General features: G+C 47.5%; 19 protein-coding genes. 10 read left to right on the forward strand and 9 right to left on the reverse strand.

Going from position 1 to position 19141, the window contains the following annotated elements; all coding sequences use genetic code 11:
* Positions 1 to 42 precede the first annotated feature (42 nt).
* Complete coding sequence (locus tag ACYVJM_RS28270; protein ID WP_460963701.1) at positions 43 to 2886, forward strand: multicopper oxidase domain-containing protein; 2844 nt, start codon at positions 43 to 45, stop codon at positions 2884 to 2886.
* Between the two features lie 161 nt (positions 2887 to 3047).
* Here ACYVJM_RS28270 and ACYVJM_RS28275 read toward each other — a convergent pair whose 3' ends face one another.
* Both ACYVJM_RS28275 and ACYVJM_RS28280 read right to left on the reverse strand, forming a co-directional pair.
* Positions 3048 to 3626, reverse strand: a complete 579-nt coding sequence (locus ACYVJM_RS28275) for a DUF305 domain-containing protein (RefSeq protein ID WP_460963700.1) — start codon at positions 3624 to 3626, stop codon at positions 3048 to 3050.
* Between the two features lie 41 nt (positions 3627 to 3667).
* Entirely contained in the window at positions 3668 to 4297 is a 630-nt protein-coding gene (locus tag ACYVJM_RS28280; RefSeq protein WP_293691132.1) for a DUF305 domain-containing protein, read from the reverse strand.
* 193 nt (positions 4298 to 4490) lie between these two features.
* On the opposite strand from ACYVJM_RS28280, the gene ACYVJM_RS28285 reads away from it, so the two are divergent.
* Positions 4491 to 5741: a hypothetical protein gene (locus tag ACYVJM_RS28285; protein ID WP_297369536.1), complete on the forward strand. Its 1251-nt coding sequence runs from the start codon at positions 4491 to 4493 to the stop codon at positions 5739 to 5741.
* Between the two features lie 212 nt (positions 5742 to 5953).
* Here the strand turns inward: ACYVJM_RS28285 and ACYVJM_RS28290 are convergent, their stop codons facing one another.
* On the reverse strand, positions 5954 to 6538 hold the full coding sequence (locus tag ACYVJM_RS28290; protein WP_461151535.1) for a hypothetical protein: 585 nt from the start codon (positions 6536 to 6538) through the stop codon (positions 5954 to 5956).
* A gap of 465 nt (positions 6539 to 7003) precedes the next feature.
* On the opposite strand from ACYVJM_RS28290, the gene ACYVJM_RS28295 reads away from it, so the two are divergent.
* Both ACYVJM_RS28295 and ACYVJM_RS28300 read left to right on the forward strand, forming a co-directional pair.
* Entirely contained in the window at positions 7004 to 7348 is a 345-nt protein-coding gene (locus ACYVJM_RS28295) for a hypothetical protein (protein WP_461151536.1), read from the forward strand.
* 311 nt (positions 7349 to 7659) lie between these two features.
* The gene (locus ACYVJM_RS28300; RefSeq protein ID WP_461151556.1) at positions 7660 to 8034 is read left to right on the forward strand and encodes an FEKKY domain-containing protein; all 375 of its coding nucleotides are present in this window, start codon (positions 7660 to 7662) and stop codon (positions 8032 to 8034) included.
* 174 nt (positions 8035 to 8208) lie between these two features.
* Here ACYVJM_RS28300 and ACYVJM_RS28305 read toward each other — a convergent pair whose 3' ends face one another.
* Entirely contained in the window at positions 8209 to 8664 is a 456-nt protein-coding gene (locus ACYVJM_RS28305; RefSeq protein ID WP_461151537.1) for a nuclear transport factor 2 family protein, read from the reverse strand.
* Between the two features lie 882 nt (positions 8665 to 9546).
* Between ACYVJM_RS28305 and ACYVJM_RS28310 the strand changes: the two genes are divergently transcribed.
* The 3 genes from ACYVJM_RS28310 (at position 9547) to ACYVJM_RS28320 (ending at position 12244) form a co-directional block, all read left to right on the forward strand.
* Positions 9547 to 10434 (forward strand): NAD(P)H-binding protein, encoded by an 888-nt coding sequence (locus ACYVJM_RS28310; protein ID WP_461151538.1) that lies wholly within the window; start codon positions 9547 to 9549, stop codon positions 10432 to 10434.
* Between the two features lie 75 nt (positions 10435 to 10509).
* Positions 10510 to 11424 (forward strand): helix-turn-helix domain-containing protein, encoded by a 915-nt coding sequence (locus tag ACYVJM_RS28315; RefSeq protein ID WP_461151539.1) that lies wholly within the window; start codon positions 10510 to 10512, stop codon positions 11422 to 11424.
* A gap of 397 nt (positions 11425 to 11821) precedes the next feature.
* On the forward strand, positions 11822 to 12244 hold the full coding sequence (locus tag ACYVJM_RS28320) for a response regulator (RefSeq protein WP_461151540.1): 423 nt from the start codon (positions 11822 to 11824) through the stop codon (positions 12242 to 12244).
* A gap of 569 nt (positions 12245 to 12813) precedes the next feature.
* Here ACYVJM_RS28320 and ACYVJM_RS28325 read toward each other — a convergent pair.
* Positions 12814 to 13182, reverse strand: coding sequence for a hypothetical protein (locus ACYVJM_RS28325; protein WP_461151541.1), 369 nt, complete (start codon positions 13180 to 13182; stop codon positions 12814 to 12816).
* Between the two features lie 722 nt (positions 13183 to 13904).
* Here ACYVJM_RS28325 and ACYVJM_RS28330 point away from each other — a divergent pair.
* The 3 genes from ACYVJM_RS28330 to ACYVJM_RS28340 all read left to right on the forward strand — a co-directional run bounded on the left by ACYVJM_RS28330 (position 13905) and on the right by ACYVJM_RS28340 (position 15453).
* Positions 13905 to 14165, forward strand: coding sequence for a hypothetical protein (locus tag ACYVJM_RS28330; protein ID WP_461151542.1), 261 nt, complete (start codon positions 13905 to 13907; stop codon positions 14163 to 14165).
* 252 nt (positions 14166 to 14417) lie between these two features.
* Positions 14418 to 14633, forward strand: a complete 216-nt coding sequence (locus ACYVJM_RS28335; RefSeq protein WP_461151543.1) for a hypothetical protein — start codon at positions 14418 to 14420, stop codon at positions 14631 to 14633.
* Positions 14634 to 15081: 448 nt separating this feature from the next.
* On the forward strand, positions 15082 to 15453 hold the full coding sequence (locus ACYVJM_RS28340; RefSeq protein WP_461151557.1) for a LytR/AlgR family response regulator transcription factor: 372 nt from the start codon (positions 15082 to 15084) through the stop codon (positions 15451 to 15453).
* A gap of 429 nt (positions 15454 to 15882) precedes the next feature.
* On the opposite strand, the gene ACYVJM_RS28345 is transcribed toward ACYVJM_RS28340, so the two are convergent.
* From ACYVJM_RS28345 to ACYVJM_RS28360, 4 genes are all read right to left on the reverse strand, one after another.
* A complete protein-coding gene (locus ACYVJM_RS28345) occupies positions 15883 to 16392 on the reverse strand; it encodes an SgcJ/EcaC family oxidoreductase (protein WP_461151544.1) in 510 nt (169 codons plus the stop codon).
* A 228-nt stretch (positions 16393 to 16620) separates the two neighbouring features.
* The gene (locus tag ACYVJM_RS28350) at positions 16621 to 17301 is read right to left on the reverse strand and encodes a VOC family protein (RefSeq protein WP_461151545.1); all 681 of its coding nucleotides are present in this window, start codon (positions 17299 to 17301) and stop codon (positions 16621 to 16623) included.
* Between the two features lie 203 nt (positions 17302 to 17504).
* Positions 17505 to 17729, reverse strand: a complete 225-nt coding sequence (locus tag ACYVJM_RS28355; protein ID WP_461151546.1) for a hypothetical protein — start codon at positions 17727 to 17729, stop codon at positions 17505 to 17507.
* Positions 17730 to 18463: 734 nt separating this feature from the next.
* Complete coding sequence (locus ACYVJM_RS28360) at positions 18464 to 19135, reverse strand: LytR/AlgR family response regulator transcription factor (RefSeq protein WP_461151547.1); 672 nt, start codon at positions 19133 to 19135, stop codon at positions 18464 to 18466.
* Positions 19136 to 19141: the final 6 nt, after the last annotated feature.

Consider the following 19141-nt stretch of genomic DNA (forward strand, 5'->3'; position numbering starts at 1 on the left):
GGGCTTTTTGTTTTATTAAGTTATAATTCGAAAGCACTGATTATGAAACGTTTTTTTCTCATCACCTATCTTGTTCTGGTGTTTACGGCCAGCTACGGACAACATCAACAGCACACAATGCCCGATGCCAATCGGTCGGCTGAGCAACCTCACAATCCTGACAAGTCTAACTTCCCAGCTGTCAAAACAAGTTTGCCCGTGTCGCGGCCACAGGCGTTGGCGAACGTAAAGCCGACAGGGAAACGGGTACCGTATGATCTGGTCATTGATGAGCAGATGGTTAATATTACGGGCAAACCCAAAAAGGCCATGACCATAAACGGTGGGATTCCCGGACCCACCATGCGGTTTACAGAAGGTGATGTAGCCGTTATTCGGGTTCATAACAAACTGAAAACAGAAACCTCGCTGCACTGGCACGGCATCCTGCTCCCCAACAAACAGGATGGTGTTTCGTATTTGAATACCCCCCCTATTCATGCGGGCGACACCTACACGTTTGAGTACCCCCTCGTTCAGTCAGGTACGTACTGGTTTCACTCCCACACGCGCTATCAGGAGCAGATTGGCGTATACGGCTCGATTGCCATTCAACCTCAGCAGCCCACTCACAAAGTAGATCATGATTTGGTGTTACTACTGTCGGATTGGACGGATGAAAATCCGGCCCATATCCTGAAAAACCTGAAACGGCGCAACGAATGGTACTCGATCAAAAAAAACAATGTCCAATCGCTCAACCGCATTATTCAGCACAAGGCCGTGGGGGCGTACCTGCGGCAGTCGATGATGAAAATGGCACCGATGGATATTTCCGACGTTTACTACGACCGGTTCCTGGTAAATGGAAAAGACACGGTTCGATACCCGGAAATCAAAGCAGGTCAAACCGTTCGGCTTCGGGTTATCAACGCCAGTGCGTCCACCTATTTTCACGTTAATTATGCCGGTGGTCCCATGAAGTTGATTGCTGCCGATGGTCTGGATGTGCAACCGGTGGACGTTGACCGGCGGCTAATTGCCATTGCTGAGACCTACGACTTTATTGTCACTGTCCCAAACGGTGGCGCTTTTGAAGTACGGGCGACGGCACAAGACGGTTCTGGTTACGCAACGGCTTTGCTGGGAAAAGGTAAGGCGAAGTACGCCCCCACTGTCCCCCGCCCCGATCTGTATAAATTAACCGCCAACATGAGTCGAATGGGGGGGATGGGCATGGGTACGATGAACATGGGCAAAACCGACACAACTGCTCAGACTAACTCCGACATGAACGGCCCCATGCTGCACGATATGGCCGGGATGAATCATGGGGCTAGCCAACAACCCGTAAATCCAGCAAAACCGGGCACCAAAGAACCAACCATGGGGAACATGGACCATAGTCAGATGCAGATGGGACAGACTAAGCCAGCACAGGCCGTACCCGGCAAACCGAAAAAGCAGGATCCGATGGCTGGGATGGACCACAGCCAGATGGATATGGGTGAAAAGCCGTCTGCCAAGCAGGCGATTCCGGCAAAAAAAGCCTCAAAGCCCTCAAAAGCGGTTGGATCAATGGCTGGGACGGATCATAGTGCCATGAACATGGGTGGCATGAAAACGGCCAAAGATGGTAAGATGGACATGACGGGGATGGACCATGGACAGATGGGACACTCCTCCATGCCCGCGTCGGTGGACCGGGGCATGGACCATAGTAACATGGCCATGAAAATGGATTCGATGCCCACTACGAAAACGGACGGCAAAAAGCCGGATGACATGGCTGGTATGGATCACAGTAAAATGAACATGGACAATAAAACTGGCGATAAGGCCGGGATGAAAGGAATGAGCAGTGGGGGCGGGGGTATGGAAGGGATGAACATGATGGACGAGCAGAATACCATCGACTACAGCATTCTCAGGTCTTCCGAACCGATTGTCTTTCCGGCGAATCGCCCTATCCGCGAAATACCGCTCACCCTGTCGGGCAATATGTTCCGCTACATCTGGGGCTTTAACGGACAGCCACTCTCGCGAGCCGACATGATTCAAATCCGTCGGGGCGAAATTGTGCGTGTCCGTATGACGAACAATACCATGATGATGCACCCGATTCACTTGCATGGTCATTACTTCCGCGTACTGAACGGGCAGGGTCAGTATTCACCCCTGAAGCATACGGTGAACGTATCGCCCATGGAAAACGTCACGATTGAGTTTATGGCTGATGACGAGAAAGACTGGTTTTTTCACTGTCACCTGCTGTATCATATGCTCAGCGGAATGGCCCGCGTGGTTAGCTATGGCGACAAACCGGACTCATCCATCGCTGCTATTCAAAAACTTCACCTGCGCGACATGCGCGATAATCAGCCGTTTGTCTGGGGCTTCCTGCAACCTGGTTATCCGATCAACTACTTTAATCTAAATGTCTCTACTAACAAAAACGCCATCGTTGCCGGGGGTGACCACGACTGGCGCACAAATCGGTTCGAGTTCGATTTGGATTATGAACGCTACCTCGGCGATTGGTTTCGGGTATTTGCTGGAATAGACGGAGGCAACGAGGAATTCCTGCGCCGGATACGGCCCGAAGAAGGACAGCCAACTGGGGATCAACGCATCATCCGGGCGGTGGCGGGTATTCGGTATATGTTGCCGTTTTTGATTCAGTCAGAGGTTAAACTCGACACACGTGGCAACGTCCGTTTTCAACTCAATGGGCAGCAGATGTTGTTTCCCCGCTTAGATTTCCAGTATCAGACTCAGTGGTTGATTGGAGGCTACCTGCGCGCGCACGTTGAGTTGCAATACACAGTCAGCAAGAACCTCTTTCTACACACCGATTATGACACACGTTACCGCACTGTTGGGGGCGGGCTGGGGTATAACTTCTGATTATAAAAAGGGTTTGCTGACCGGCAAACCCTTTTTACTTCACTATTAACGCCCTTACTGAAATGGTTAACCTAACTCCAATCATGTTCGTGATACCAGTTATTACACTGACAATCAGAATTAATATTAAACATTTATTGGTAGTGGCTTAATCGCGTTGATCAACCCTTCAGACTTGCTTCAAGCCGCTTTAATTCGCCAATCTCTTTAGTCTGCACCTTGATAACGTTATTGGCCATTGCCTTCATTCTCTCCGTCTTCCCTTCCTTCAAAAATGCACGGGCCATATCAACGCCCTGCTGGTGATGCTGGGCCATCATACTGGCAAAGTCGTGGTCAACATTGCCGTTCATGGAGTGGGTACCACTATGCATCATTTTCATCCCTTCTTGTCCTAACTTGGACGAAGATGATTGAGGTTTGTGGCTACTCATAAACTGCGTCAATTCTCCTATCTCTTTTTGATTAGCTGCTTTAATCTGGGTAGCCATTTTTCTTACCTGAGCATTTTTACCCTGCTTAATCTCTAAATCAGCCATTTCTACGGCTGATTGATGATGCATCTTAAGCATCATGGCGAAGTCATGATCGGGATCGCCGGTCATTTTCATGCTCATCATCTGATTCATGCCCGATTGCATGGACTTCATCATGGCATTGCCAGGATTCTGAGCCAGCGTTGGTTGAGTGAGCAGGAGTGCCACACCCAGTCCCGCTGCAATGAATTTATTCGTTTTCATCCGTTTTCGTTAGTTAGAGATAAATGATACATCACAACTCCTCAATAGGGCTTGTTGGTGATAAGCCAATCCTGAAACTGACTAATTTCGGCCTTTTGCTCAGCAATGATTTTCTGAGCCATCTGACGCATGCTCTCAACCGTACCGTAGTTTAATTCAGTCTGTGCCATATCGAGAGCACTCTGATGGTGATCGATCATGAGCGCAACAAAGTCTACATCGGACCGGCCCGTCAGGATACGGGTATCCTGCGCTTTCATCATTTTATCCATATCCTGCATAGCCATCATATCGAAGGACTGACCAGCCGCTGATGCCATTGGCTGGTGGCTGCTAAGAAACTGGGCAAATTGGGCTTTTTCTGCCGTCTGGGAAGTAACAATGTTTTGTGCCATCGTTTTTATAGGTTGATCAGTACCACTCTTGAGTTCCTGATTAGCCATGTCAATGGCACCCTGGTGGTGCATTTGCATCATCATCGCGAAGTCATGATCGGCATCTCCTGTCATTTTCATAGCATTCATCTGCGTCATGTTCGCATGCATGATCTGCTGATAAACATTGGCATCATGTTCCTGTGGTGTTATACCCTCACTATTTTTAGTACAGGCGGTCATAGCTCCCACTATCAGTACGAAGAAGCCAGCTAGTTTAAATACGTTACTTTTCATTGCGTTGAGATATGCGTTTGTTCCTCTACATAACTTGTGGTTATTGACCTGAGTTTTTACAAGATTACCCCTTTAGACTTATAGAATTTACGGATCCAAATAGCATATTGTCATTCGATTTAGTTGCAGTCACTTGTTTATCTGCCTTTCATCCATCAACTTAGTCACCTGACTTGTTGCTTTACCCCCTATCATGCTTGCTGACTCCTTTACCCGCCTGATTGACGACTACAGACAAAACCCGAATCTGATTTACCAAAGTTGGTTTCTGCACAATGAAGACCGCCTGAAAGCCTTTCGCTCGATTCGGCGTGGCGTCTTACAAGTCATCAGTGACATTAAAGACGGTTCGTTTCCCAACGATTTCAAAGGCAGTTCTCTTGAGTTTGTGCTTACCTGCATTACCGAGCAGAAACAGGTATTTGAAGGCGCGTCGCACCCTTTCTACTGGAAACCAAAGCTGCGTATTCCAGATATTTATGAGAATCAGGACCACAAGCGATACTTTGGCCAGTTTCTGGAATGCTGCCTGAAGGCCACCAAACCCGAAACCATCGTCAACGAAATTCACAAACTGGATGCGCACAAGATCAAAGGCCTAGGGCCGGCCGTAGCCAGTATTCTTTATTTCTTGCACCCAACCTGGGTCCCCCCTTTTAATACGGCGATCATTAATGGCTATAACCGACTCTTTAATGAGCGTCGGAAACTAGGATCGTGGTCGGAATACCTAGCCATCCGCGAAAAGATGCTGACGGTAAACAACGAGTACCGGTCTGTGCTGTCAAACGACCTGGGTGCCCTGGCGGGTTTGTTATTCGAGGTGGGAGCGGGTAACCTGCTGGTGCCGGGACTGGCCGATCAACCGGCCGTTGATCGGGAAAAGCTTCAGAAACAAATAGAAAAACGCCACAAAGGTGTGGTAGATGAACAACAGGAAGAACATACGCATAGCGAGATGCAGTATCACCTGCTAACCATTGGTCGAGCTCTGGGGTACGACGTGGCCGCTGCCCGAAATGACATGTCCCGTCACTATAACGGACATTCGTTTTCCTTCCTGAGTTTACCTGCTCTTCCTCCCCTACCTGTCTCGGCTGAAACGAGCCAGACGATCGGCCTAATTGACATTGTCTGGTTAGAAAAAGGCACCGGTCGAATTATTTGTGCCTTCGAAGTAGAGAAAAGTACCTCTATTTACTCTGGCATTTTACGATTGACGGATTTAGTCTGCTCGCTACCCGATCATGCCACTACGCTCTATTTAGTTGTCCCTGACAGCCGTCGGAAAGAAGTTGAAATTCAGTTAACCCGTCCATCAATTAAGCAAACGAATACCCCTATTCGCTACATGCTCATGTCTGAGCTTCGGACCCATTGTGATGCGCTATGCAAATTTGGTGATAGCTACCGGGTGTTGGAGAAGATTGCCCGCTCTGTGTAAATCGATAATTGAGTGATTATTTCAGCACACCTTTCTTGTGTTAAATAACATCATTTATCTTTTAGATACATGCGGCCCACCGCTGTGGTCGGAAATTTGCCGATAGTGTCTAGCCACCTCTTTGTTTGGTTATACCCAACAGTCTCACAAAAACGCTGGTTTTAATATTTGTCCAACGCTATCCGTAGCATACAGACCCATGAATGGCCCTGTTAATACGAAGAAACAATCAATACCCACGAATTGTACTGGCCGTCTTCGAGCCTATTCTCGATTGACATCGTTGGCGTCTCTTTGGCATAGGGTTTGCCCCGCCTCAACGCAGTCGTCAGGTCATCCGGTATGGGTTCTCCTATAGCCTTAAATGCCTTCTCTACCGTTGATGCATACTGGGTAAGGGCTCTCGATTTTTGGTTCATATTTGGTATACTAACCTTTACTTTCAGGGTCTGCACCTCATTTTGCCTCGACGATTCAAGATACAAAGTGAGGTTATTGCGGAGCTGGCCAATGCCAGAGGAACCAAACTCGTAAAGACTTGAAGCCGACCAGCCTAATCCATCGTAATGCCAGTTACTCATGCCCCCCCTGCTAATTGTAGCAAGTTTTTTTTGGGTCCTAGCCACATCATTGAATAGCGGAATCTTCAGGGGTTCTGTAGCAGGCAAGGACTTGGCTTTAGCGACTGATGCTGAATCTGCCTTGCTGGAATCAGGGCTTTGCGTTGCCCTTCCCTGGTTGGGTGACGAACAGGCAACGGATAGTAATAGGACGAGGTAAGTGAGGGTAGCTTTCATTGGAACACGAATCGTCGAGCAACATAAGTTTGCGTAAACGTAGCAATTCCCAAGATGGTAAGCTCTTTGAGGTAGTTAATAAGTGGATACCAATAGGTGGGTTTGGTTTTTGAGGGGGACAATAGCCAAAACGATTTCCTACTCCAGGCTTATCAACTGACCAGTCATCAGTGGGCGTTTAACTGGACGGCTTGTCTTACTATCTGTCAAGTGGGGTCGCACCGACGGACGGCCCCGCGGTTCGGGACTACTTGACAGGTATTCAAAAATATGCGTCGCACAAAAACGCTCCTGCATGAGACGAAGGAGCGTTCATCTATATGCTTCAAAAATGGGGCATTTAACTGGAATGCTTATTTTAATGCCTGTCAATTACTATCCCTAGCATAAGAAGCGGCAAACCCTGTACGCTATTTGACGTTATACATGGATGTATACAAATCTGCTTCAATAGCCCCTGCCATCATGAGGACGCCTACCAAACGGCAAACAAATCGATGGGTATTGATCGCCCTGCTTTATAGCCTGCTGGTTCTCCCGGCCTGGCGGAGGGACGGGTCGATCGGCGTGGAAAAAGGCTTCGTAAAAGCACGAACACGAGTGATGGTGCGCGTTTACGAAGAAAGCACGAACTTAAGTAAAGGACCATTGCTGTATGCTGACTGGTTGGAAGCCAATCAGTATGTTTCTTTTAGCACAGAACGAGGCCGTATCATTTATGACTACAAGTACCCTACCGGTGATACTTGGACGACGGATGTGCATGCCGACTGCCGGGGCAGTCGGGAAGAAGCGTTATCGATTCCATAAGCTGAGTGGTTGTTGCTAAAGCGAAACTATACGTTAAATACGAGTGGAGTGCTCATCTCTTTAAAGGCTCCCTCCTGAGACGAATGGACTTTCACGGGTCTGCCTGTTAATTGGGGCGATTTTAGTAATTATTTAATTCCAACGGATTTTTGAGTTTTCGAGTCCTAATGAAATTAATTCATTCCCGAGTTACCAATGTATACTGCCTCTTTGCTAGCAGCCTTCATGAGCTACCTGAAAGAAGACGCAAGTAGGCAAACTTCCCTTAGGAAATAATTTTTGTGAGCCTACCTATATCCTATACTCGTATGATGAGGATATTAACCACCCTAGTCTTGCTGAGCCTTTGCTTGCTTCAAGGTCTCAGTAGCCAACCCCGCCAGCCTTGTCCGGCCTTTAACCGACTTACAGCACAAGGGGACCTGGCGAACGGAAAACCTAAACTGTTTCTGCCAGGCGGGATAGCACCCCTTAGGCGGGCCAGCGATTCCATCATGGAAAAACAATTTGGTTTTCTCTATCAAGACTTAGGTTGTGTCAGGCCAGTTGACGATCGTTGTCTGCGCGAGTACAGCCAGGTGGTCTTTGCTTACTTAGACAAACTGCATGGAAAAGAGTGGCGGGCGTACGTGCGCAAAGAGGTCTTATTTCTACCTCCTCCACCTAGGCTGGCAACTAATCGGTAGTCAAAGAAGTAGCGGCAGCCTTGCCCGTGTACAAACCCTCAGCCTATCGATTTTAGGATGGCTCGACTCAGAAGGGGTCTTTTATTGGATTACTACGCGTTCATAGTTATTAAACTTGGCGGTTACAGAATAAGTCAGCCTGAAACAAAGCCCCTAGGTTACCAATAAGGCAGGCTAGGGCGAACAAATGATCGAGGCATGCCTGCCGATCTGTTTCCACTGCCCATTTTTTTTCAGCCAGATATTGGTAAACCGACGTTTGGTCGGTTGGCCGGCCTTGGCCTCCTGCAGGTCATGCTTGGCTATAAACAACTCGTAGCCCATGGTAATGACCAAGTTCTCCTGGACTTGCATCTGTTCAATGACGCGCTCAAAGGAGCTGTAATCAATCAAGCCCTGCTTCTGATTTTTGAACACGGCCGCTCGATTCTGGGCAATGGTATTGCGGGGGGTAGTGACCATAAATTCAGGCGCCCAAATTTGGGTCAGTAAGCTGGTATCGGCGGTTAAAATGCCTTTAACGCCAATCTGCTCTAAATCCTGAATAGTTTTTTGGATGTCGGCAGTAGACTGAGCTTGACTGACTAAACCCGTCAGTAGAACCCCAAGCAGAAGTACGTGTCTAAGCATGGATGTCGTTTAATAGAAGCGCAAAGCGGTTGATCAGTGGACTGATTTTTTAGAAACGGATAAGGTAAAGTGAACAACTGTTCAAGCCTTCATTTACTTAAATATAGTTGGTGAAGTACCAGCTAATGAAATTGCCTTAGTAAACGGTAAAAGGCAGGTCAATCATGTTTCAAATGGGTTTGTTGGCTTGTTTAAGATGCAACACGTCAGGCTAGCTGCTACAGTTTGTTGCTATCCTAAAACGCTCTATTCGCGGCATACTTAGAATTCTGATCTAACAAGAAAGGCCGCGCTCAAGCGCGGCCTTTCTTGTCCCATTTCATTTCCAACAACCTTGATAATCAAGGCTTACAAAGATACTTCTTCAACCTAAGTTGACCAGCAACAACTCAAGAAACGTTTTGGCGACGGTTCTGAATTGTGATCTAAGGTTTATAAATTCTCACAAATAGCTCCTGCGTGACACGAGGAAACGTTTATCAATAAGCTCCCAGTTGAAACGATTAAGTATTCATGTATCTGCTCATGAATTCGGGCGTTTGTTTTAGACACAAATTTTCTAGTCGCGACCGCCATCGGTGTGCCGACCCAGGCCAGACCGTGGTTTGTCGGAGCCGCTGTCGATGCCGCACCGGCGGACCGGGCCGCCCGGCCGGGCCGTACTTTTTTTAAAGCACCCATTTTTTCAGCCTTGTTCCAGAAAGTGTAATGCCTAACCCTTTACATCTGTGGATAGGCCTTCTCGCCATTGATCCGTTTACTTAACACCTCAATAACAGCCCGTCTGATCAGTCAAGAAATAACTACAACATCCTGAGATTTGGCTACGGGTGGGTAGGTCAGTCCAACCAACTTTGTACCCTAAGTAAAACGGAAACTTTTATGAAAATCATTATGACCGGTTCGTTAGGCAATGTTGGCCAGCCGCTGGCTACCGAATTAGTACAGCAAGGGCATGAAGTGACGGTCATTAGTCGCCAGGCCGGTAGGCAATCGGCCATCAACGAGTTGGGGGCTACGCCAGCCATCGGATCTTTGGAAGATGTTAACTTCTTAACGACGACGTTTACCGGAGCGGATGCGGTCTTTTGTATGATTCTCCCCAACCTCCACCTACCCGATTCACGGGCCTATTATCAGGGCATTGGGCGTTGCTATGTACAGGCCGTTAAAGAATCGGGCGTCAAGCGGGTCGTTCACCTGAGCAGTTGGGGGGCCCATCTAAGCGAGGGCACTGGCTTTATTGCTGGCTCCCATGATGTCGAGCAGTTACTGAATACACGAATGGATGTCGCCATCACACACTTGCGGGCTGGGTCCATGTATTACAACTTATACGCCTTTATGGATATGATCAAACAGGCGGGCTTTATGGGTACCAATTACGGGGATGATGACCTAGTAGCGATGGTAGCTCCGGTTGATATTGCCGCGGCTGCCGCCGAAGAACTGGTCCGCTCAGCCAACGGCCACGAGGTGCGTTATGTCGTCAGCGGGGAGTATACGGCTAACGAAGCGGCCCGTATCCTGGGCGCGGCCATTGGTAAGCCGGATCTGCGCTGGATGACGTTCACCGACGAGCAAACCCAGCACGCTCTGGAGCAGAACGGCATACCGCCCCACGTAGCGACTGGTTTGGTTGAACTGGGAGCCAGCATCCACAACGGACGTCTGGGCGAACACTACCAACAACACAAACCCCGTACGATGGGTAAAGTCAAGCTGGCCGAATTTGCCCGGGAATTTGCCGCTGTCTATGCGCGCAGCTAATTCGCCATTGGCAGCCGGTGAATCGAAAGTCGGCTGACTGTGTTCGGTACTGAAGGAAACAGTAATCGCTGCCTCATGAAAAACGCCCAACCGCATAAACTAGATACTATCTCAGCGTTTCATCAGTTTTGGGAGCTTCCCAAACCCGAGCATCCGTTAATCAGCGTCATCAATTTTGACGCCCTTAACCACCGGGCAGAACCCGCCTCCCTCACGCTGATCAGCAATTTTTATTCCATCGCCTTAAAACGAGTCTCAACGGGTAAGCTCAAATACGGTCAGCAGCCTTACGATTTTGACGAAGGCGTCATGATGTTTATGGCGCCCGGTCAGGTGTTGGCCATCGAAACGGATGCCCCCGGGAGCTCGGCGGGTTGGTTACTCCTGATTCACCCCGATTTCCTGTGGCATACGCCCCTGGCCAAAACCATTCGCCAGTACGCCTTTTTTAGCTACGCGGTTCATGAAGCCCTGCACCTATCGGAAAAAGAAGAGGGCCTGTTGGTCAGCATCATCCACCAGATTGAGCAGGAATACCAGGCCCGGATTGATCTGTTTAGCCAACGCGTTATGCTCAATTTGGTTGAGCTGTTATTGACCTACTCAGACCGCTTTTATCAGCGACAATTTATTACCCGCAAAATCACCAACCATCAACTACTCAACCGCCTGGAGGCCATTTTGACGGACTACTTCAACAGCGATGCCCTAGCCCGCAACGGTCCGCCTACGGTACCCTACATCGCCGATAGGTTGAATGTATCGCCGAATTACTTAAGCATTCTGTTAAAACTGCTAACCGGTCAGAGCACGCAACACCATATCCATGACAAGCTAATCGAGCGGGCCAAGGAGAAGCTCTCTACCACCGATTTATCGATTAGTGAAATTGCCTATGCGTTAGGCTTCGAGCATGCGCCCTCGTTCAGCAAACTCTTTAAAAGCAAAACAAATTTATCCCCCCTGGCCTTCCGACAATCGTTTAATTAAACGAAATACCCTGTTTACTGCCTAATGACCACAACTCGAGACGCCAGTTGAGTATCGACAAGCGGCTTAAATTCCAGTCGAAACTGGCTCACCAAACGGGGTAGGGACACATCAGGCAGGAAATGTACGCCGTGTTTCTCACTTAACCTAACGTCAGCCTGGAACGCAGGCAATTTGATAAGCTAAGCGAACCAAATATATCGGGACACATGCCTGCGCTTAAATTTCGATTGATAGCGGTCATTCCCTCGACTTACTCTTTTACGCTGCTTTAACAACTGTTTAGTGAGGGTAAGGCCTTGATTTTGTCCGTTCGGTAAGAAGAAAAACTAAACGGATCAACAAGCTAACCTTTTGGTAGCCGTACGATTAATCTTCAATTAATCGTACGGCTACTATGGTTTCAACTCCTCAAATTTATATCGTTGATGATGCGGCAGATTACCGGCTCATCCTCCAGCAAGTATTTAGTCGCTTTTTTCCCACCTACTCCGTGGCGCTCTTTGCCGATGGAAACGGCTGCCTGGAAACTCTTTCCCGATTAAACCAACTACCGGATCTGATGGTCTTGGATCGGCACATGCCTGGCCTGGATGGTCACCAACTCTTGCTTCATCTGAAGACGCATCCAACTTACCGAAAAATTCCCATCGTCATGATGAGTGCTGCTGCATCCATTGAGGAAATTAATGACTGCTACGAAGCCGGAGCGAATTCATTTCTAGGTAAGCCAATGGAGCTTGATCTACTGCGAGAACAACTGGGACTGATCTGTCATTATTGGTTGGAGACGAACCGAAAACCAACCGTATTGATGTAATTCCGGGAAATGTCGTTTCTCGGAAAAGTTAATATAAACAGTGTTTTATAGGCAACTTGATTAAGCAAATTACCACTTCAAAGACAACCAATTTGTCGAAAGGATGTGCATCGAATCGTCCATTCTTGGCTTTATAATGACCCATGAGCTAATCTTTTCAAGAACTATTGGGTAAACTAGGGAAATTTCGAATTCTCAAATTACGCTGGTATTCTGCAGGGCTTAGCTTTTCTTGGTCTGATAGGCTTGTCGAAGAACCCCTAATTGACCGATAGCCAAATGCCCTGCTTAAAGCGCATGCCATACACATAGTCTAGAGCCCACTTCCGGTAGGAATACGGACCTTCAAAGACGATAAAATCAATACAGGTGTTGACCATGACAAAAGGAAAGGGAGAGCAATATAACCGATAAAATGGGCTTTTTCTAGGGATGAATGACGAATTTGAGGTAGACGGGTAAGCTCCTAATCGAATTGGACAGCTAATAAAAAATCAAAATCCAGAAAAACGCTGGTTTTAATATTTGTCCAACGCTATCTGTAGCATATAGACCTGTGACTGGCCCTGTTAATACGAAGAAACAATCAAGACCCACGAATTGTACTGGCCCTCTTCGAGCCTATTCTCGATTGACATCGTTGGCGTCTCTTTGGCATAGGGTTTGCCCCGCCTCAACGCAGTCGTCAGGTCATCTGGTATGGGTTCTCCTATAGCCTTGAATGCCTTCTCTACCGTTGATGCATACTGGGTAAGGGCTCTCGATTTTTGGTTCATATTTGGTATACTAACTTTTACTTTCAGGGTCTGCACCTCATTTTGTCTCGACGATTCAAGATACAACGTGAGGGTATTGCGGAGCTGGCCAATGCCAGGGGAACCAAACTCGTAAAGACTTGAAGCCGACCAGCCTAACCCATCGTAATGCCAGTTTCTCATGCCCCCCCTGCTAATTGTAGCAAGTTTTTTTTGGGTCCTAGCCACATCATTGAATAGCGGAATCTTCAGGGGTTCTGTAGCAGGCGAGGACTTGGCTTTAGCGACTGATGCTGAATCTGCCTTGCTGGAATTAGGGCTTTGGGTTGCCCTTCCCTGGTTGGGTGACGAACAGGCAACGGATAGGAGTAGGACGAGGTAAGTGAGGGTAGCTTTCATTGGAACACGAATCGTCGAGTACTATAAGTTTGCGTAAACGTAGCAATTCCCAAGATGGTAAGCTCTTTGATATAGTTAATAAGTGGATACCAATAGGTGGGTTTGGTTTTTTGAGGGGGACAATCGCCAAAACGATTTCCTACTCCAGGCTTACCAACTGACCAGTCATCAGTGGGCGTTTAACTGGACGGCTTGTCTTAATAGCTGTCAAACGCTATCCGTCGCATACGACGTTGATCAGGCGCTTTTCTTTTCCAAGCTTAGTGAAAAATTTAGTGATCCGAATCGGGCATTTAATGGCGTCGAAGTGTAAAGTCCACCACCTAAAAGCGGCTTCGTGTTTTAGTGTCGCCCCTTTTTGTCTACTGCTGTTACCATAAAATACAGTATAGTAACCAAAAAATCTTAATAAGTAGCCTTACCAACCTAAGCCGACGGTTACTTTTGACCGGCTTGTTGAGTCACAACCAGAAAGAGCGCTACCTACTCCCTCTTGCTTTTCAACCATGGAATCCGGTCCTTTTCAATGGAACTACTATGTACTTTATACCAACCAGTTGATCTACGGGAAAGCGGGTGTCAGCACGATACACGACGTCAACCGCTTTATCGAACACGCGACGAGTCGGCTGCAGTATGAGGTACTGGGTTTTTATGATACCCATCAAGACCGCTTCTATTGGCATGTGCCCACCAGCGATGACCTGTCGCACAGGGTGTTTGTTGAACAACTGCTAGCCAACTTAAGAACTGATCTTAACCAGTGAGCAGGCCAGCGGCTTGGCTGCCTCTTGATTTAATGAAAACCTTTAGCTACCCCCAAGACTAGCACACACCTGAAATGAGCAACTCATCCCTTAAGCCAACTTACTACCTGCTTCATCTACGGGAGGGGCAGTACAGTTTGACGGCTACCCAGGATCTGGTCTATACCTTGTTCAGTAGGTAAGGCCTAAACTTATTGGGGCGGGGTCCACAATCCGCTTTGTCTATACTGTTCATTAACTAGCCCGCAAACTATGGAGAAAACTTTACCCACTAGCCCGTTCATCTTTCGGCTGCTAACGCTTGCCCTGCTAGGGATCATTCTGGGTTACCAAATTAGACTCGATACCCGGCTTTCTCAACTGGAGACGAAGACGAAACAGGCGGCTGGCTCAGCGGCTGCCACTGAGGTGTCCATCGAAGAGCTAAGGAAAGAACTGAATGCGGTCATGGAGCGGCTTGGTATTTAGGTTCCAAGTAGGGATGGCCACCTGGTCTCCCTGACCAAGTCAACCTTGGGGCTGGTTAGTCAGGGTTGACACTGTTGTTGATCGGTCTACTTCAGGGTTACTGAAGGGATTTTGCTTTTCGGTTGGGTTGTCGTGTGAGCCAGGCTGTCGGCGTCGATAACGGATAGGCGTTAACCGAACGCAAAAAGCTAGTATCTTACGAAAAAATCCTTCATAAGACGGTCGAGGTCGACTGCCTAGCCATCTTGCTCTCAAAAGGGCAATACATGGGAGATCTTGTTTCAATCCCGGTCAACAATTTTTCCTGGCAGGCGGCTTTTAGGCTCCCCTTGTCAACGCCCTGATTGGACTAGCTCCAGGTTAGGTTAAAGCTTTCTGTCGGCTAGTCGAGAGCTATAGAATTAAACCAAGCATCCAAACAATGCTTTATACCTACATAAACTGTGAGATGGATGATTGGCCGCTAATTCGAATTCATCAGCGGGCTGAGGCAGAACTACGAAACGTGAGAGACCTGGTTCTTTTAGAAGGATCAGTCAACTACACCTGGCTGGTATGGCGGGCTGGTTTGCGCATCCTTGTGCCTTACACGATGAAAAGTGTTCTAGCCAGACTGCCCGCTACTGAGTTCGTCCGCTGCCACCGTCAATTTGCGGTCAATCGTCGTTATATTGATAAAGCCAAACTTCTCTCTGACCGATCCAGAGTGTATTTAACCACTGGAGAAATTGAGTTACCGATTGCTCGACGACGACGCACGTTGCTGTACCATCAACTGGTTAAAGCAAACTCGGCAAGGCTATCGACCCGATGGGCCTGAGTAGCCTTTATTAGTCCCATCGGGACTCAGAGGGTTTCTTACTGTCTGGTCAAACCGCTAACGGCTTGGTCTTATTCTACTAACTGGAGCTGACAGATAGTAAAAAAGTCAATGTCTCGCAAAAACGCTCCAAAATGAGACGAGTGAGTATCTATAATTCGGGCGTTTCAAGAGATAGTTAACTAGCGTGAGTTTGGTAAGTGAACGTGTCAGGCGAAGTCCTGTATATCATACGTAGCTGACTGTTCCAACCCCAACTTTACATCTTTTGAAAAATAGGCTCACCAATGATAAAGGTTCCATTGGACAATCTAACCCAAATATCATTGTAGGTGTTGGCGAGGCTGTTGTCTGCTACACGCTGAAGTTGATTCCGGGTGTTACCGCTCCCTACAAGCACAATCAGCTTGCAGGGAGTAGCTATGCCATTTATTCAGGAATAGGCGTTCCTGGTTTTACATCGACGTTGTGGTAGGAAACAACTTTCCAACCGCCTGTCTCCTTAGCCAATACCTGTAATAAACGGGTATTGAGTTGCCCCTTGGCGTCTAGCTGAAGTCTGGCAGGAAGACCTTCTTTGGCAAAGCCCGATACCTGACATAAGGTTTCTAAAAGGGCGACATCGGAACGGATAAATTTGAGGGATACGATTTTTTGTTTGAGGACCGTATTCTTAAAGAAGCTTTTGAAGATCACATCGTGCTGGTCTAAAAAGGCTTTATGCCCTCTGAAGAACATACCTCCAATATTGGTAAAGGTACCATCAGCGGAAAATGGCTGCGAGTAGGCCGGGGCATCCCCCTTGTTCCACGCCTGGTCTTCCTGCTGGAGGATACTTTGAATGGACACTGAATCCGTCGCGTTTTGGGCACGAAGGCTTGCTGAAGTAAGGATCAGGGTAAAAACCAAGGCACTCTTGATCGCTGATTGTATTTTCATGATTGTTGGCTTTATATAAAAACAATTGTAAGCTACCAAAGGGAATACCCCTTACCTATCCTTCTTTAGTTATCGGTTGATAAACAGGAAATTATGACCGGCGCATTAAAAAATAGCCAAGTCATTGCACAGACTCGTGGGTGCCTTAACCGATCCGTGTAGCAACGGTCAGCAATGTGAGTACTTCTAACTAGGGAACCGTTGTTTATGAAGCAGCTCTGTGGCTGGCTACCAGGTAATCCGTAATGGAATCAATGGATTAAAGTCCTTCAATTCACCTTGCCTACCATCATCAAATTCTAAAGTTGCTGAATAAGTCTCGCCAACTGATACTTGAATCGCACCTTCCTGAAGAACCTTTCGGAGTGCCGCAGAAAAGTCGTTGTTTGGCGAGGGGAGTGTCAAGTTTACTTTCGTCAGTTGCTGGAATCCCGTTGCATGCGTTAATGGTTGCTGCTTTTCTACCGGGTAGTCATGGGGAGCCAGACCAAAAAATGGCATCTCAAAGAGCATAGGTTCAGCGGGAAAATCCTCATTTGAGGCAACGTTGGCAAATTGGCCTTCAGGTAAATAAATGGAATGATATCGCCAGCCATCCTCAAAAATTAGGTTAATAGCCTGTTCAGGTTGCTGGTTGGTTCGGAAACAAAGGCCAAATGGACAAAACTGGGTTAGGCTATATTGTGATCGCTCCCATAATTTGGTTCGTTCGATCATTGGGTTTTTAATTTCATCTATATTAATCACCCAGGCTAATTCTAGGTACGCATTCTGGAAAAAGAAGCGCCGACAAGCCGTTCCTTGTCCGGGGTGGATATTGGCTGTGCCTTCACTCAAGCCAAAGGATTGTAATGTGCTAGCGACCTGTTGTGCCTGATGAGTAAATATAAAAATATGATCTAACTCCATTGCGGGTAGGGCCTCCAATTACACGTTTCGTACTTTGGGAAGTAAAGTACGACAATATAGGTAGCTAACCAGTCCTTAAATGATTGTTGACTTAATCTCAGTAAATCCTGATTTTACTATCTGTCCCGTAGTACCGCTCCGGCAAGATTACCGGCCACCCCAGCTCAGTCTACGAGCGTGAACTCGAAATGTATCTTAACCAGTTAAGGTAATCTCGTTTTAAACGAGCCATTTTGAAAATGAATGCTTTGTGCGGCATCGGATACTGGCTGCCAACGATTGTCTCTCACCAAAGTAACGTCGAAAGTGCCTTCAATTTCACCGTCTTGTGGGTCATACTTCGTAATCTTAAGCAGGCCAGCCTTGCTTAAATCAGGTTGATATTGATCTCGAATCACATCCCCTCCAATCAAGGTTGTAAAGCCCACCCCTACTTGATTGGCGCTCAGGGAACAAGGCTGATGAGTGGAAAGCCTATACACGCCAACCGCCAGGGAATTCGGGAGAAGACAAGCGATTGATCCCCACAATAACCGATACAATTGACTGGTGCTTGTAAGCGCGCTCTAGGGTAAGGTAACTTGTTTTGAATACTCAGATAAATGGAATTCAGTCCACAGGAGTCACTCGGGTTTTTTCTGACAGTGGAAAAACCACTCCAGGCTTTTCCATTCAAGGTAGCCGTCGTATCCTCACCCACTTGGGGATCTGGCGTAGATTTGGTACAGCCCATCAGGCCAACCAAGGCAATCAAAAGCCAATTGCGCGTCTTCATAGTACTGTTTTTACAGACAGTCCGAAATCGGTAGATAAGCGTTGGAATGGTCTGTTGTCTAAAATTGTCTATGCTGGCCAACGCGCGAAATAACGGGCTAACGATTCGGGTTACTTTGTCTCTCCGAATCCTCCCGCTTGAGACGAAAGGTCATTCTTACATCCGCTTCTGAAATGGTGCGATTAAAGTGACACTGTATTCTGATAACTATAAACTCTATTTTGTAGCATACACGATTCAAAGTTGACGGTTAGCTATACAGGCTTAATGTTTTCTGGAACAAACTCCACTCCGGGAAGCCTGGCTGAAGCGTGCTTCAGCCAAAGATAGCCAACAGCGCCTCCTTGCGGCTGCGTGATACGGGCACCACCGAATTATCGCTTAAAATCAGGTACACCCCCCCTCGCCTCGCACATAACATTCAATTTCATTCAGATTTACTACATGCGAATGGTGTACACGCAGAAACGAATGCCCATCCAGCAACTCTTCAATCTCCTTTAGGGTACGCGACACCAATAGCTTTCGGTTGTTCTTGAGGAAAATATAGGTGTAGTTACTGGTGGATTCACAGCGCAAGATAGCTTCCAGAGGCACCATTTTAAAGCCTTCCAGGGAGGGTAAGGCGATCTTTTGCAGTTTAACTGGTTTATACTCCAGTTTATCCCGCAAAATACCCAATTGCTGATCAATCATCGGCGCGGGGGTATCATTGATTTTAGCAACGGCCTTGATGAGTTCATCCTTTTCAATGGGTTTGAGTAGATAGTCGAGGGCACTGAACCGGATCGCTTGGATGGCGTAAGTATCGTAACCGGTGGTGAAAATAACCCTGAACCCAATGGCAGGACATTGCTCAAGCAGTTCGAAGCCATTCATGTGGGGCATTTCAACATCTAAAAACACGACATCAGGATGCAGTTGATTAATGGCCTTTAATCCTTCGACTCCTGAACCACAACTGGCTAACAGCCTTACCTGGGGGGTATAGCGGGCTAGCTGAATAGACAGCGATTCCCGGCAATGTTCTTCGTCATCGATTAGTAGCGCGTTGATCATCAGCTG

Source organism: Spirosoma pulveris, from assembly GCF_054781875.1.

Bases quoted from the DNA above. Each gene is read 5' to 3' on its own strand.
- ACYVJM_RS28345 (WP_461151544.1), bottom strand. From the start codon at position 16,392: ATGAAAATACAATCAGCGATCAAGAGTGCCTTGGTTTTTACCCTGATC.
- ACYVJM_RS28305 (WP_461151537.1), bottom strand. From the start codon at position 8,664: ATGCTTAGACACGTACTTCTGCTTGGGGTTCTACTGACGGGTTTAGTC.
- ACYVJM_RS28335 (WP_461151543.1), top strand. From the start codon at position 14,418: ATGGAGAAAACTTTACCCACTAGCCCGTTCATCTTTCGGCTGCTAACG.
- ACYVJM_RS28295 (WP_461151536.1), top strand. From the start codon at position 7,004: ATGAGGACGCCTACCAAACGGCAAACAAATCGATGGGTATTGATCGCC.
- ACYVJM_RS28270 (WP_460963701.1), top strand. From the start codon at position 43: ATGAAACGTTTTTTTCTCATCACCTATCTTGTTCTGGTGTTTACGGCC.
- ACYVJM_RS28285 (WP_297369536.1), top strand. From the start codon at position 4,491: ATGCTTGCTGACTCCTTTACCCGCCTGATTGACGACTACAGACAAAAC.
- ACYVJM_RS28360 (WP_461151547.1), bottom strand. From the start codon at position 19,135: ATGATCAACGCGCTACTAATCGATGACGAAGAACATTGCCGGGAATCG.
- ACYVJM_RS28310 (WP_461151538.1), top strand. From the start codon at position 9,547: ATGAAAATCATTATGACCGGTTCGTTAGGCAATGTTGGCCAGCCGCTG.
- ACYVJM_RS28320 (WP_461151540.1), top strand. From the start codon at position 11,822: ATGGTTTCAACTCCTCAAATTTATATCGTTGATGATGCGGCAGATTAC.
- ACYVJM_RS28315 (WP_461151539.1), top strand. From the start codon at position 10,510: ATGAAAAACGCCCAACCGCATAAACTAGATACTATCTCAGCGTTTCAT.
- ACYVJM_RS28275 (WP_460963700.1), bottom strand. From the start codon at position 3,626: ATGAAAACGAATAAATTCATTGCAGCGGGACTGGGTGTGGCACTCCTG.
- ACYVJM_RS28280 (WP_293691132.1), bottom strand. From the start codon at position 4,297: ATGAAAAGTAACGTATTTAAACTAGCTGGCTTCTTCGTACTGATAGTG.
- ACYVJM_RS28300 (WP_461151556.1), top strand. From the start codon at position 7,660: ATGAGGATATTAACCACCCTAGTCTTGCTGAGCCTTTGCTTGCTTCAA.
- ACYVJM_RS28340 (WP_461151557.1), top strand. From the start codon at position 15,082: ATGGATGATTGGCCGCTAATTCGAATTCATCAGCGGGCTGAGGCAGAA.
- ACYVJM_RS28330 (WP_461151542.1), top strand. From the start codon at position 13,905: ATGGAATCCGGTCCTTTTCAATGGAACTACTATGTACTTTATACCAAC.
- ACYVJM_RS28325 (WP_461151541.1), bottom strand. From the start codon at position 13,182: ATGAGAAACTGGCATTACGATGGGTTAGGCTGGTCGGCTTCAAGTCTT.
- ACYVJM_RS28290 (WP_461151535.1), bottom strand. From the start codon at position 6,538: ATGAAAGCTACCCTCACTTACCTCGTCCTATTACTATCCGTTGCCTGT.
- ACYVJM_RS28350 (WP_461151545.1), bottom strand. From the start codon at position 17,301: ATGGAGTTAGATCATATTTTTATATTTACTCATCAGGCACAACAGGTC.